The following is a 12,851-nucleotide window of genomic DNA, read 5'->3' as shown; positions in this document are numbered from 1 at the left end:
GAACTTTCTTTCTGCCGCAGCCTTGCGGCAAACCTAACGCCGGACGAGCCTGGCGAAAAATATCAGAAGGCATGCGCCGAGGAAACCTGTGACGAAGTAGCCGAGGCGCCCGCCGGCCACTTCGACATGAAACTGCCCGAGGATCGCTGTCGCGACCACCGAACCGACAATGCCGAGTACGATGTTCAGGAGAACCCCGTACCTTGCTTCCATCAGCTTGCCGGCCAGCCAGCCGGCAAGTCCGCCGATGATGATTGCCCCGATCCAGCCCACGCCTTCCATCAGTCCCTCGCCCTCAAGCTATGGCTCTCGCCAGAATGACCACAACGATCGCCCCGACCGTCGCATGAATGATCTCGACCACCAGGACGTTCTCGATGCCGAGCGAAATCCCCAATGCGTGAAAGAGGAACCCGCCAACGAAAGCTCCGATGATGCCACTCAACAGGCAACTGATCAGACCGCCGCCTCCGACGACCAAGCTGGCGAGAAAGCCCGCCACCAGGCCGATCAGCAGAAAAATGACCCAAGGCTGCGATATGATAGACATGTTGATTTCCTTTCCTGTCTTCCACCCGAATAGAGAGCGGATCAGGAAATTATCAAGCGTTCAGCGCCCGGCCGTATGCATCCAGCGAGGCTTCCTTCATCGTTTCCGAGACCGTCGGATGCGGGAAGATCGTGTGCATCAGCTCCTCTTCCGTCGTCTCCAGGTTCATCGCGATGACAAAGCCCTGGATCAGCTCGGTGACTTCAGCGCCAACCATGTGCGCGCCCAACAGTTCGCCGGTCTTCTTGTCGAAGATGACCTTGCAGAGCCCCTGGTCTTCGCCGAGTGCAATCGCCTTGCCGTTGGCCGAAAACGGGAAGCGGCCGACCCGGATATCGCGTCCCAGTTCCTTTGCCTTGGCTTCCGTCAGACCGACCGAGGCGACCTGTGGCTGGCAGTAGGTGCAGCCCGGGACCTTGCTCTTGTCGGTCGGGTGAACATTCGGCAAGCCGGCGATCTTCTCGACGCAAACGACACCTTCGTGCTCCGCTTTATGTGCGAGCATCGGCGGGCCGGCAACGTCGCCAATGGCGTAGACGCCGGGCACGTTGGTGTTGCCGTAACCATCGATGACAACGCAGCCGCGATCCGTCTTCACGCCGAGCGCTTCCAGGCCGAGATTCTCGATGTTGGCCTGAACGCCGACAGCGGAGATCATGCGATCGGCGGTGATCTGCTGGACCTTGCCGTCCTTGGTCTCGACATGGGCGGTGATGCTGTTGGCAGCCTTCTCGACCTTGGTGACCTTCGCGTCGGTGATGATCTTCAGGCCGCGCTTCTCGAGCTGCTTGCGCGCTATGCCGGAAATCTCGGCGTCCTCGACCGGCATGACCGTTGGCATGACTTCAGCCACCGTCACGTCGACGCCCATCGAGCGGTAGAAGCTTGCAAACTCGATGCCGATCGCGCCGGATCCCATGACAAGCAATGTCTTCGGCAGGAAGTCAGGCTTCATCGCCTCGAAATAGGTCCAGATCAGCTTGCCGTCCGGCTCGATCCCGGGCAGCGCGCGCGGACGAGCGCCCGTGGCGATGATGACATGCTTGGCAGTGTAGGTGCCTTCAGCGCTCTTGATATTCTTCGGCAGCGGATTTTGCGGCTGAACGATCGGCTTTGCCGATTTGACGACGACGATCTCATTCGGCTGGCTACCGCTCGCAGCCTTGGTGATCTTGGCTTCACCCCAGATTACGTCGACCTTGTTCTTCTTCATCAGGAAGCCAACGCCGCCGCTGAGACGCTCCGAAACGCCACGCGAGCGCGCCACCACGGCATTGACGTCAGGCTTTACCGTTCCTTCAAGAACAAGTCCGTAGTCCTTGAAATGATTGGCGTGATCCAGCACTTCGGCCGAGCGCAGCAGCGCCTTGGTCGGAATGCAGCCCCAGTTCAGGCAGATGCCGCCCAGATGCTCGCGCTCGACGATCGCCGTCTTCAGACCCAGTTGGCCGGCGCGCACCGCTGCGACATAGCCGCCGGGGCCGGACCCAATGATGATGACGTCGTAGTTCTCAGCCATATGTTTCCTGCCTTTTCATTGGCGGCCCGACAAAGCCCAGGGCCAGCCTCATATCGTTCAAAGTCCGAGCATCATCCGCACGATCGGCTCAAGGCCACGACCGAGCGCCCGCGTGTTTTCTGCGTCGAGATGGATGCCGTCGAGCGGTGTCGTAACGGCAACAGAAGCCCCATCGAAAAATCCACAAGCCAGCTCATCGGCCAGATCGCGATAGAGCGTCCCGAGCTTGGAAGACTCCTCGACCCCTCCCGGGAATGATGCTGCAAAAGGCGCATTCGCAGTTTCACAGATTACCGGAGGCGCGACGATCAGGATTTCCGGCACCTCATAGTCGAAAGGCCAGGCGTGGCCGCGAACAAGGCGCACCAACCGGGCGATACCCTGGCAGGCGGCAAAGGCCGAACCCGCCACGATAGGCTTCATATCGTTGGTGCCGAGCAGGATTACAACGAGGTCGAGCGGCGCATGGGTCTGCAGGATGGTCGGCAGCACACGGGCGCCATTGCGGTCGCAATCGGCAAGGTGGTCGTCAAAAGCCGTGGTGCGTCCGTTCAACCCTTCGGCGATGACGCGCGCCTGATCGCCGAGCGCCTCCTGCAGCACGCTCGGCCACCGATCTTCAAAGGCATGACGCCCGATCGTATCGGCGTCATAGCCCCAGGTCAGGGAATCGCCATAGCAAAGAACGGTCTTCACCATTTCGGCCTCCGCTCAATGCTCAGACGAGCATCCCCATCGGGTTTTCGATATAGCCCTTGAAAGCTGCCAGGAGCGTTGCTCCGAGCGCGCCGTCAACGCAGCGATGATCCGTCGAGAGAGTAACGCTCATGACGGTTGCGATCGCCATCTCGCCCTTTTTGACGATGACCCGCTGTTCGCCGGCACCGACCGCGAGGATCGTTGCGTGCGGCGGGTTGATGACCGCGGCGAAATCCTTGACGCCCATCATGCCCATGTTGGAGACCGAGGTCGTGCCGCCCTGGTATTCCTCCGGCTTCAGCTTGCGATCCTTGGCGCGCTTGCCGAGGTCCTTCATCTCGTTGGAGATGGCCGACAGGGTCTTCAGTTCAGCATTGCGGATGATCGGCGTGATCAGGCCGCCCGGAATGGAAACGGCAACGCCGACATCGGCATGCTTGTGCTTGACCATGTTGTTTTCGGTCCAGGAGACGTTCGCATCCGGGACATCGCGCAGCGCCAGCGCCATGGCCTTGATGATCATGTCGTTGACCGAGAGCTTGTAGGCCGGAGCGCTGTCCTTGCGCGGAGCGGCATCGTTGAGCTGGGCGCGAAGCGCCAGGAGCGCATCAAGCTCGCAATCGACGGTCACGTAGAAATGCGGGATGGTCTGCTTGGATTCGACCAGGCGCTTGGCAATGGTCTTGCGCATGCCGTCATGCGGCACGAGTTCGTAGGAGCCGGGCTCGAACAGCTTGAGAACCGCTTCTTCCGAAGCGCCCTTCGGAGCGCTGACTGGAGCTGGGGCGGCGGCAGGTGCCACGCTTGGCGCAGCCTTGGCTGTACCGCCGGAGACCGCTGCTTCGATATCGCTCTTGACGACGCGGCCGTGCGGCCCGGAGCCGGACACTGCCGAGATATCCACGCCGGCTTCCTTGGCCAGACGACGGGCAAGCGGTGACGAGAACACGCGGTTGCCGCTGTTCGGCGCGGATGTAGCTGCGGGGGCTGAAACCGGTGTGGAGGTTTGCGCCGGCTGTGCAGTCTCGGCCTTGACAGTCGAGGGCTCGGCAATCTTGGAGGCGGTTGCTGGGGCAGCTGCGGCCCCTCCACCGCTTGCCGCGGCCTTTACGTCCTCGCCGTCGGCTGCAAGGATCGCAATCAGTGCGTTGACCTTGACGCCTTCGGTCCCGGCGGGAACGACGATCTTGGCAACCGTGCCCTCGTCGATCGCTTCAACTTCCATCGTCGCCTTGTCGGTCTCGATCTCTGCGAGCACGTCACCGGATTTTACGGTGTCGCCCTCTTTGACGAGCCATTTGGAAAGGTTGCCTTCTTCCATCGTCGGAGAAAGGGCAGGCATTGTGATGTTGATAGGCATCTAAAGACCCTCCCCTTATTTGTAGCAGACGGCTTTCACCGCAGCGACGACTTCACCGACGTTCGGAAGTGCCAGCTTCTCGAGATTGGCAGCGTACGGCATCGGAACGTCCTTGCCAGCGATCGTCAGGATCGGCGCATCGAGGTAGTCGAAAGCCTGCTGCATCACGCGAGTGGCGATTTCGGTACCGACTGAGGACTGCGGATAGCCTTCCTCGACAGTTACCAGACGGCCGGTCTTTTTGACCGATTCGATCACCGTCAGCAGGTCCATCGGGCGGATGGTGCGCAGGTCGATCAGTTCGACGTCTATGCCGAGCTGCTCGAGTTCGGCCACCGCCTTGACGGCATAGCTCATGCCGATGCCGAAGGAGACGACCGTCACGTCCTTGCCTGGCCGATGAATGCGCGCCTTGCCGATCGGCAGAACGAAATCATCCACGTCGGGCACCTCGAAATGCTGACCGTAGAGAATTTCGTTTTCAAGGAAGATGACCGGATTCGGATCGCGGATCGCGGCCTTCAGCAGGCCCTTGGCGTCGGATGCGGTGTAAGGCATGACGACCTTGAGGCCGGGGATCTGGCTGTACCATGCAGCATAGTCCTGGCTGTGCTGCGCACCGACGCGCGCGGCGGCACCGTTCGGGCCGCGGAATACGATAGGCGCACCCATCTGGCCGCCGGACATATAAAGCGTCTTGGCGGCGGAGTTGATGATCTGGTCGATCGCCTGCATGGCGAAATTGAAGGTCATGAACTCAACGATCGGCTTCAGACCGGCCATCGCAGCGCCGACGCCGACGCCGGCAAAGCCGTGTTCGGTGATCGGCGTATCGACAACGCGACGTGCGCCGAATTCTTGCAGCAGCCCCTGGGTGACCTTGTAGGCGCCCTGGTACTCCGCCACTTCCTCGCCCATGACGAAGACGTTTTCGTCGCGGCGCATTTCTTCGGCCATGGCATCGCGCAGTGCATCACGCACGGTTGTCGAAACCATTTTCGTGCCGGCGGGAATTTCCGGATCGTTCGGCACGAATGCTTTTGGTTCGGCAGCGACCGGCGCCTGTGCGGGCGCAGGTGCAGCGGCAGGGGCCTCGCTTTTTACCGGCTCGGCGGCAGGTGGCGCTTTCTCAGTCGACATATCGGAGGCCGTCTCGCCCTCCTGGAGAAGCACCGCGATGCGCGCATTCACCTTGACGCCTTCGGTCCCGGCCTCGACCAGCAGCTTGCCGATCGTGCCTTCGTCAACGGCTTCCACTTCCATGGTCGCCTTGTCGGTTTCGATTTCAGCAATGACGTCGCCGGAGGTGACCTTGTCACCTTCCTTCTTCAGCCATTTCGAAAGTGTGCCTTCTTCCATCGTCGGGGAGAGGGCGGGCATAAGAATATCGATAGGCATTGGATTATCCCTCCCCGTTCAGAGCAAAATATCGGTGTAGAGTTCGGATGCATCCGGCTCCGGCTCGGCCTGGGCGAAATCGGCGCTGTCGGCGACTATGTCGCGAACGTCCTTGTCGAACGCCTTCAGGTCCTCTTCGGTTGCCCAGCCCTTCTCCAACAAACGCTGGCGAACCTGCTCGATCGGGTCCGATTCGGAGCGCATCTTCTGCACTTCGTCCTTTGAACGGTACTTTGCCGGATCCGACATCGAGTGACCGCGATAGCGGTAGGTCAGCATCTCGAGGATCATCGGACCCTTGCCGGCGCGGCAATGCTCGATCGCCTCGTCGGCGGCGGCCTTGACGGCGCGGACGTCCATGCCATCGACCTGGATGCCGGGAATGCCAAAGGAAGCGCCACGCTTGGAGAAATCGGCCTGCGCCGTCGAGCGGGCAGTTGAAGTACCCATGGCGTAGCGATTGTTCTCGATCACGTAGACAACGGGCAGCTTCCAGAGCTGCGCCATGTTGAAGCTTTCGTAGACCTGGCCCTGGTTGGCCGCGCCATCGCCGAAATAGGCAACGCTGACATTGTCATTGCCGCGGTAGCGGTTGGCAAACGCAAGGCCCGTGCCGAGCGACACCTGGCCGCCGACGATGCCGTGGCCGCCATAGAAATTCTTTTCCTTGGAGAACATGTGCATGGAGCCGCCCTTCCCGTGGGAATAGCCGCTGCGGCGCCCGGTCAGCTCCGCCATGACACCGCGGGCTTCCATACCTGCTGCCAGCATATGGCCGTGGTCGCGGTAACCGGTGATGACCTGGTCGCCATCCTTCAGCGCCAGCTGCATGCCGACGACCACAGCTTCCTGGCCGATATAGAGGTGACAGAAGCCGCCGATGAAGCCCATGCCATAAAGCTGTCCGGCCTTCTCTTCGAAGCGGCGGATGAGCAGCATCTCACGATAAGCCTTGAGCTCAGTATTCTGGTCGAATTCGGCAATTGCGCCGCCGTTCGATTCTTTCCGTGCAGGCTTGGCAGTGACCTTGCGGCTGGAAACGGTCGCGTTTTTTCGCGGCGCCATTCAACCCTCCCTATGTGATTGCATCGCTCAATGGTGCGCGTAACATAGGGAAGATTGTCCGCTGCAGCAATGCCATAAATGCATGGCTCGTATTCGGCATAAGGCCATGAAAAATAATAAAAATATCCGATTAACCGGAAATAGGTTAATTAGCGTTCACTTGTTGAAAACAACGATTTCATCCGGGCGGGAATAGTTGAGCTGATAGCGGGCTTTTTCGTCGAGCATGTCCTTGTCGAGTGAGCCATCGCTCAGCAACGCCACCTCTTTTTCGAAGTGTTCGCGCTTGGCGACAAGAACTGCGAGTTCCTGCTGGCGCGCGATACGCTGCTGCTCGAAAACCTCTGTCGCGCGCAGCCCATAATCGCCATGGACGCAATGATAACCGAAATAGGAGAGAAAGGCGACGGTCATGGCCGGCAGCACGAAGCGACCCAGTCTTCTCTTCTTATGATATTTTGTCCACATGCTCGCCACTCGACGTCAAATCCTGGACTCAGACACTAAGGGCCATTCATTAACCGACCGTTGACTATGCGCAGGCAAACAAAAAACCGCGCCCGAAGGCGCGGCTTAAGATGTGGAAATGGCTTCTATATCAAGCGCGGATCATAGACCGGCCGGCATATTCCGCCTGAGGTCCCAGCTGCTCTTCGATACGGATCAACTGATTGTACTTGGCAAGACGATCGGAGCGCGACAGGGAGCCGGTCTTGATCTGGCCGCAGTTGGTGGCAACCGCAAGATCGGCGATCGTATAGTCCTCCGTTTCGCCTGAGCGATGCGACATGACAGCGGTATAGGCAGCCTTGTGCGCCGTTTCAACGGCATCGAGCGTTTCGGTCAGCGTGCCGATCTGATTGACCTTGACGAGGATCGAATTAGCGACGCCCATCCGGATGCCATCGCGAAGGCGCGCGGAGTTGGTGACGAAAAGATCGTCGCCGACGAGCTGGGTCTTCTTGCCGATAAGGTCGGTCAGCGTCTTCCAGCCGTCCCAGTCATCTTCAGCCATGCCGTCTTCGATCGAAAGGATCGGATACTTGCCAGCCAGTTCGGCGAGGTATTCGGCCATGGCGCCCGGCTCGAGCGTGCGGCCTTCGCCTTCAAGGACGTACTTGCCGTCCTTGAAGAATTCAGTCGAGGCGCAGTCAAGGCCGAGGTAGATGTCTTCGCCCGGCTTGTATCCAGCCTTCTCGATCGACTTCATGATGAAGTCGAGTGCCGCCGGTGCGCTCGACAGGCCTGGCGCAAAGCCACCCTCGTCGCCGACATTGGTGTTATGTCCCTGAGCCGACAGCTCCTTCTTCAAGACGTGGAAGACTTCAGATCCCATACGCACGGCGTCGCGGAACGTCTCGGCGCCGACCGGAAGAATCATGAACTCCTGGAAGTCGATCGGATTGTCAGCGTGGGCGCCGCCGTTGATGATGTTCATCATCGGGACCGGCAGCAGGCGGGCATGCGCGCCGCCAACGTAGCGATAGAGCGGCAGGTTGGCGCTCTGCGCTGCTGCCTTGGCAACGGCGAGCGACACGCCCAGAATTGCGTTGGCGCCAAGGCGCGACTTGTTCGGCGTGCCGTCCAGCTCGATCATGATGTTGTCGATCTGGATCTGGTTCTCGGCATCGATACCGCCGAGTGCGTCGAAGATTTCGGTGTCGACCGCCTCGACCGCCTTTTCGACGCCCTTGCCGTGATAGCGCTTGCCGCCGTCGCGCAATTCGACGGCCTCATGCGCGCCGGTCGAGGCGCCCGATGGGACCGCAGCGCGGCCCAAGCTGCCATCTTCGAGATAGACATCGACTTCAACGGTGGGATTGCCACGGCTGTCGAGGATCTCGCGGGCGATAATGTCGGTGATTGCGGTCATGATAGCTTCCTGCTCGCTAGGTTATAAATCGATTGAAATCTCTTAATCGAAGGCGCGGAAATTACAATGCCGATCCGCGCGTCGATCAAAGGGAACATCCTATAGCCGGGTAAAGCAAGATCATGTCAGGCTTTTGAATGTTCCCCGGAATTCGGGCTTTAGGCGAATTCATGCTTTGGCGATGGCATCGAAGGCCAGCAGCTTTTCCAGCAACCGCGGCATATCCTTCAGATGAACCATGTTAGGCCCGTCGGAGGGCGCGTGATCGGGATCCTCATGGGTCTCCACGAAGACGCCGGCAACGCCGACGGCAACGGCGGCACGCGCCAGGGTTTCCACGAATTCGCGTTGGCCGCCAGAGGAGCAGCCCTGCCCGCCCGGCTGCTGCACGGAATGGGTGGCGTCGAAAATGACAGGCGCGCCCATCGCCGACATGATTGGCAGCGAACGCATATCGGAGACCAGGGTATTGTACCCGAAGGAAGCGCCGCGCTCGCAAAGCAGGATATTCGGATTGCCGCTGTCATTCAGCTTGGCGAGCACGTTCTTCATGTCCCAGGGCGCCAGGAACTGGCCCTTCTTGACGTTGATCACTCGACCTGTTTTGGCAGCCGCGACCAGAAGGTCGGTCTGGCGAGACAGGAAGGCCGGAATCTGGAGAATATCGACGGTCTTTGCGACGATGGCGCACTGCTCTTCGTTATGAATGTCGGTGAGAACGGGAAAGCCGAATTCCTTCTTCAGGTCGGCGAATATCTCCATGGCACTTTCCAGGCCGATGCCGCGCTGGGCGGAAAGCGACGTTCTGTTAGCCTTGTCGAAGGACGACTTGTAGACCAGACCAATCCCTAGCTTGCCGCAAAGCTCGACGAGTTTACCCGCCATGGTGAAGGCGTGTTCCCGGCTCTCCATCTGGCAGGGGCCAGCAATCAGGGACAGTCGGCCAGTATTTGAAAACGCGACTTTGGCCGCGCCCTCGCCCGCTGTCACTGTGGAATTGGTCGGGTTGCTCATGATATCTCCTCGAAAGCGAACAGCGCGCCCTGCCCGGGCGCTGCCTTTACCAGAACGCGGTTGCTCTTGCGCGTGTAGGTCACGCCGTTAGCAGTCAAATGTGACGTTGTCACGGAAAGATCGCTTGTCTTGAAGACGATCGCCTTCGCGTGCAGTCCTGCATCCTCCCTCGATACATCAAGATCGAAGAAGGCCTGCATGCCCTGTGAATTGATGACCGCGATGCAAACATTCGGCGTCTTGACGTTGATACCGAAGGAGCCCTCGACGATCTCGGCGCCATTGGAAACAAGTTCGAAAAAGCTGCGAAAGGCCGCCGGACGCGACGTCGACAAGACTACTTCAGCCATGCCCACGACCCCATTTGCATGATGCTCCAGTGCTCCACGATCAGCAGGCAAAGGATTGGTGCGCTCGCAACAAAAGGCGAAAAAATCCGGCGCCCGCAAATCCGCGGCAAAAGCAAGGTTGAACCCCGCAGTCGATTCGGATCCATCGGGCATGCGCATCGGCCGCGCAAATTGCAGCATCTTGCCAGCAGATATCGTATTCTGGCGGAAGCGGGCGTCATCCGCTTTCGCATCGTTCGCCCCAAATACGACGGCCGAAAAGCCATCCTCGCCGACGCGGAAGCGAAACGCCTGATCGCGGGCGGTGAATACATTTCCCTCGCGTGCGGTCTTTTCGCATTCTTCGAGGCTCGCAACACCCAACGGCTCCAAATAGGTGCCGTCCGCAAAGAAGATGCAGGCATTCTCGGTGCCGAACGGATGTCGCGCATCCGGTGCTACGGCAAAACCGAGCTTACCCAACCGTTCGCGCGCCAAATCGATATTGACCGTCGGCAGCACGAGGTGATCAACCGGGTGTATTGCGAGCATCGTTGTTCCCTCTCAACGGCGCCCGGTTTGCTCCTTTCCTTAGTCGGTTTCAAGCCGAAAATGCGTGGAAGCGGCTAGTCGGCCTTGGCGGGACGTGGCCAGAGCAATTGCAATAGGCGCGTTTCAAACTAGTCGCCAATTGGTTGCGCCTGTGTTGGGCCATGCAACGAAACCAGCGCCATCCGGATACGCCTCAGTTTGCGCGCAGCCACATCCGACCGTGACGCAGCAATCATCATGGCCAAGCAATCAAGTACAAGAAGCTGGGCGTAGCGAACCGGGTTGGGTAAATTGTAATAAACTTCATCGTCAGCAATCGACAAACTCAAATGGACATTTGCCAGAGTTCCAAGAGGTGTTTGCGGTCTCGTGACAGCGATTACGTCAGCTTTCAGCTTTCGCGCCACTTCAGCACTGTCGATCAGCGATTGCGGCTTGCCAGTGGTAGAGAACATCAGGAAGACGTCGCCGGGCCCGGAAATTGCCGCCATCATGCGCTGCTTATAGGGATCAGCTGTGGAAGAGACGGGAACATCCAAGCGGAATAGGCGATCCTCCGCTTCAGCTGCAAGATTTGCCGAACTGCCGCCCACCCCGAAACAGAATACCCGACTGGCATTGTTGATCAAAAGCGCTGCCTGTTCGTAAGTCTCCATCACAAACTGATCACGCGCGGAAGCAAGAGCTCGATTTGCTGAGCGATATACTTGTTCTACCACGTCCGATGGTTCGCTGCCCTCTGGCGAGGTATCGAAATAAAGCCTACCCAACGCGTAATCCTGCGCAAGCTTCAGCTTGAGGCTCGAAAATCCGTCGCAACCCAAGCGGCGCGAGAAACGAACTATGGTGGGCTCGCTCACTTCGGCGCGGCTTGCGAGTTCCCGAATACTCAGGCGTGTCGCACCTGCGAGATCCGACAAGATGGCTTCCGCCACCCGTCGTTCCGCTCGATTAAATGTCTCAATTTCGGCCCTGATTGTCTCGATCAGATTGCTCGTTATTTCCATGGTGTCACTCCAGCAATATTCCAGACCCGGCGCAGCCGAGAAAGCTAGTGGCGCTACTTTATAAGCGTCATGCGCGCAAAATTATGTTTGCATAATTACGTTTTTAGGCTAGGTTCGTCTGCATTGTTTTATTGATTGTTTATTAGTTTTTTAGGGAGGATTTGAATGGTGCCCGTTCTTCGGTCTAAATCATTTGGCATTGCTATGCTTCTCGCCGGGTCACTCAGCGTGCCTAACAACGCGCTGGCGGATACCAAGCTTGTCTTCTGGTCCATGTGGAACGAGCCAGAACCTCAAGCGCGAGCGCTGTCGCAAATCATGGCCGCGTACACCAAGAGCCACCCGGATGTCACCTTCGAGGTTGCGTGGAACGGCCGGCAAAACCAGACAAAGCTTCGCGGAGCCCTTCAGGCAGGAATTCCCATTGATTTTATGGACCAGGACGCAAACGAGCTAGCAGGCGGCTTGCAAAAAGACGATCTGGGCTACGAGGTCGATGGCATTCTGGATCCGGCAACCACCGAAGCCTTTCTTCCTGGTACTTTCGACCTCTATGCCAAGGCAGGCAGGCACGTTCAACTGCCCTATATCTATAATACGGTCAACTTCTGGTACTCCAAGGCGCTTTTGGAAGAGACAAAGTCTGAGGCACCACAGACTTTTGACGAATTGCTTTGCTCTGCGGCGTGGTTTCGTCGCATGGCAAGAACGCGCTCGTGATCGAAAGCAACGTAGGCGGGTACAATTGGCTCTACTTCTCACACCTGATCGAGCGCCGATTAGGTCCGGGAAGTCTGATGCATATTATGTTGGACAAAAGCGGTGACGGTTGGAAGAACCCTGCCGTTCTCCAAGCTGCTCAAGATGAGCGCAAACTCTGGGATGCAAAATGCATCGCCGAAGACGCACGAGGGTTCCAGTATCCCGCGGGGCAACAGACGATTGCCTTTGGGGATTCGATCGGCGAATTGGTCGGCTCATGGTTGCCGTCGGAACTGGCGTCGAGCGCAGGAAAGGATTTCCGCTGGGGTGCGTTCAATTTTCCGACTGTAGCAGGCGGGTCCGGAAAAGCCACCGACCTGGAGGTAGCGCTTCTGTCGTTCATGGTGTTGAAAAACTCGCCGCACCCCAAGGAAGCCATTGATTTTATTAAATTCGCGCTAGGCGAACATTCGCAAAAGCTCATGGCAGAAATAGGTGGTGTTGGTGTCACCCGTAAGGGCGTGAAGTGGCCGGAAGCGCTGCACGATGCGGAGGAGGCGGCGTCTCAAGCAACTGCCCTGCAAGGTGTCGGCGGTGGCCTGGATGTGGCCTATCCGGCTTTCTATGCAACCGTCGCCGAGCCTGAGCACAACAAGATGTTCCTTGGGCAGATTGCACCGGAGGTGCTCGTCGACATTCTGGCGGCGAAAACCAAGGAGTATTGGGAAAGGAACCCTGGCTAGTTCGGTCGAAGATCCCGCAGTTTAGTTTGATTGCGGGATC

Annotated in this window: 14 protein-coding genes; 2 read left to right on the top strand and 12 right to left on the bottom strand. The window is 58.6% G+C overall.

Annotated features, from left to right (window positions below; genetic code table 11):
- Positions 1-33 precede the first annotated feature (33 nt).
- The 12 genes from CPY51_RS21265 to CPY51_RS21210 all read right to left on the bottom strand — a co-directional run bounded on the left by CPY51_RS21265 (position 34) and on the right by CPY51_RS21210 (position 11,366).
- On the bottom strand, positions 34-282 hold the full coding sequence (locus CPY51_RS21265; RefSeq protein WP_111162218.1) for a GlsB/YeaQ/YmgE family stress response membrane protein: 249 nt from the start codon (positions 280-282) through the stop codon (positions 34-36).
- Between the two features lie 13 nt (positions 283-295).
- A complete protein-coding gene (locus CPY51_RS21260) occupies positions 296-550 on the bottom strand; it encodes a GlsB/YeaQ/YmgE family stress response membrane protein (RefSeq protein ID WP_111162217.1) in 255 nt (84 codons plus the stop codon).
- 52 nt (positions 551-602) lie between these two features.
- Positions 603-2,069: a dihydrolipoyl dehydrogenase gene (gene lpdA / locus CPY51_RS21255; protein ID WP_111162216.1), complete on the bottom strand. Its 1,467-nt coding sequence runs from the start codon at positions 2,067-2,069 to the stop codon at positions 603-605.
- Positions 2,070-2,126: 57 nt separating this feature from the next.
- On the bottom strand, positions 2,127-2,768 hold the full coding sequence (locus tag CPY51_RS21250; protein ID WP_111162215.1) for an SGNH/GDSL hydrolase family protein: 642 nt from the start codon (positions 2,766-2,768) through the stop codon (positions 2,127-2,129).
- A gap of 19 nt (positions 2,769-2,787) precedes the next feature.
- Positions 2,788-4,128 (bottom strand): pyruvate dehydrogenase complex dihydrolipoamide acetyltransferase, encoded by a 1,341-nt coding sequence (locus tag CPY51_RS21245; protein WP_111162214.1) that lies wholly within the window; start codon positions 4,126-4,128, stop codon positions 2,788-2,790.
- A 15-nt stretch (positions 4,129-4,143) separates the two neighbouring features.
- Complete coding sequence (locus CPY51_RS21240) at positions 4,144-5,526, bottom strand: pyruvate dehydrogenase complex E1 component subunit beta (RefSeq protein WP_111162213.1); 1,383 nt, start codon at positions 5,524-5,526, stop codon at positions 4,144-4,146.
- Between the two features lie 18 nt (positions 5,527-5,544).
- Positions 5,545-6,591: a pyruvate dehydrogenase (acetyl-transferring) E1 component subunit alpha gene (gene pdhA / locus CPY51_RS21235; protein ID WP_111162212.1), complete on the bottom strand. Its 1,047-nt coding sequence runs from the start codon at positions 6,589-6,591 to the stop codon at positions 5,545-5,547.
- Between the two features lie 156 nt (positions 6,592-6,747).
- Positions 6,748-7,059 (bottom strand): FtsB family cell division protein, encoded by a 312-nt coding sequence (locus CPY51_RS21230; protein ID WP_111162211.1) that lies wholly within the window; start codon positions 7,057-7,059, stop codon positions 6,748-6,750.
- Positions 7,060-7,189: 130 nt separating this feature from the next.
- Positions 7,190-8,464, bottom strand: a complete 1,275-nt coding sequence (gene eno, locus CPY51_RS21225; RefSeq protein WP_111162210.1) for a phosphopyruvate hydratase — start codon at positions 8,462-8,464, stop codon at positions 7,190-7,192.
- 168 nt (positions 8,465-8,632) lie between these two features.
- The gene (kdsA, locus tag CPY51_RS21220) at positions 8,633-9,478 is read right to left on the bottom strand and encodes a 3-deoxy-8-phosphooctulonate synthase (protein ID WP_111162209.1); all 846 of its coding nucleotides are present in this window, start codon (positions 9,476-9,478) and stop codon (positions 8,633-8,635) included.
- A complete protein-coding gene (locus CPY51_RS21215; protein ID WP_111162208.1) occupies positions 9,475-10,359 on the bottom strand; it encodes a VOC family protein in 885 nt (294 codons plus the stop codon). Before CPY51_RS21215 ends, kdsA begins: the two co-directional genes overlap by 4 nt.
- 128 nt (positions 10,360-10,487) lie before the next feature.
- Complete coding sequence (locus tag CPY51_RS21210; RefSeq protein WP_111162207.1) at positions 10,488-11,366, bottom strand: MurR/RpiR family transcriptional regulator; 879 nt, start codon at positions 11,364-11,366, stop codon at positions 10,488-10,490.
- A gap of 165 nt (positions 11,367-11,531) precedes the next feature.
- On the opposite strand from CPY51_RS21210, the gene CPY51_RS21205 reads away from it, so the two are divergent.
- Together CPY51_RS21205 and CPY51_RS21200 are read left to right on the top strand one after the other, a co-directional pair.
- A complete protein-coding gene (locus CPY51_RS21205) occupies positions 11,532-12,086 on the top strand; it encodes an ABC transporter substrate-binding protein (protein WP_111162206.1) in 555 nt (184 codons plus the stop codon).
- Between the two features lie 77 nt (positions 12,087-12,163).
- Entirely contained in the window at positions 12,164-12,811 is a 648-nt protein-coding gene (locus tag CPY51_RS21200) for an extracellular solute-binding protein (RefSeq protein WP_111162205.1), read from the top strand.
- Positions 12,812-12,851 lie beyond the last annotated feature (40 nt).

Origin of the sequence: Arminella tubonensis, from assembly GCF_003240585.1 — a bacterium.
GTDB lineage: Bacteria > Pseudomonadota > Alphaproteobacteria > Rhizobiales > Rhizobiaceae > Rhizobium > Rhizobium tubonense.
Note: the sequence above shows the minus strand (reverse complement) of the source record. Positions and strands in the feature narration are given on the sequence as shown.

Bases quoted from the DNA above. Each gene is read 5' to 3' on its own strand.
- CPY51_RS21265 (WP_111162218.1), bottom strand. From the start codon at position 282: ATGGAAGGCGTGGGCTGGATCGGGGCAATCATCATCGGCGGACTTGCC.
- CPY51_RS21260 (WP_111162217.1), bottom strand. From the start codon at position 550: ATGTCTATCATATCGCAGCCTTGGGTCATTTTTCTGCTGATCGGCCTG.
- lpdA (WP_111162216.1), bottom strand. From the start codon at position 2,069: ATGGCTGAGAACTACGACGTCATCATCATTGGGTCCGGCCCCGGCGGC.
- CPY51_RS21250 (WP_111162215.1), bottom strand. From the start codon at position 2,768: ATGGTGAAGACCGTTCTTTGCTATGGCGATTCCCTGACCTGGGGCTAT.
- CPY51_RS21245 (WP_111162214.1), bottom strand. From the start codon at position 4,128: ATGCCTATCAACATCACAATGCCTGCCCTTTCTCCGACGATGGAAGAA.
- CPY51_RS21240 (WP_111162213.1), bottom strand. From the start codon at position 5,526: ATGCCTATCGATATTCTTATGCCCGCCCTCTCCCCGACGATGGAAGAA.
- pdhA (WP_111162212.1), bottom strand. From the start codon at position 6,591: ATGGCGCCGCGAAAAAACGCGACCGTTTCCAGCCGCAAGGTCACTGCC.
- CPY51_RS21230 (WP_111162211.1), bottom strand. From the start codon at position 7,059: ATGTGGACAAAATATCATAAGAAGAGAAGACTGGGTCGCTTCGTGCTG.
- eno (WP_111162210.1), bottom strand. From the start codon at position 8,464: ATGACCGCAATCACCGACATTATCGCCCGCGAGATCCTCGACAGCCGT.
- kdsA (WP_111162209.1), bottom strand. From the start codon at position 9,478: ATGAGCAACCCGACCAATTCCACAGTGACAGCGGGCGAGGGCGCGGCC.
- CPY51_RS21215 (WP_111162208.1), bottom strand. From the start codon at position 10,359: ATGCTCGCAATACACCCGGTTGATCACCTCGTGCTGCCGACGGTCAAT.
- CPY51_RS21210 (WP_111162207.1), bottom strand. From the start codon at position 11,366: ATGGAAATAACGAGCAATCTGATCGAGACAATCAGGGCCGAAATTGAG.
- CPY51_RS21205 (WP_111162206.1), top strand. From the start codon at position 11,532: ATGGTGCCCGTTCTTCGGTCTAAATCATTTGGCATTGCTATGCTTCTC.
- CPY51_RS21200 (WP_111162205.1), top strand. From the start codon at position 12,164: ATGCATATTATGTTGGACAAAAGCGGTGACGGTTGGAAGAACCCTGCC.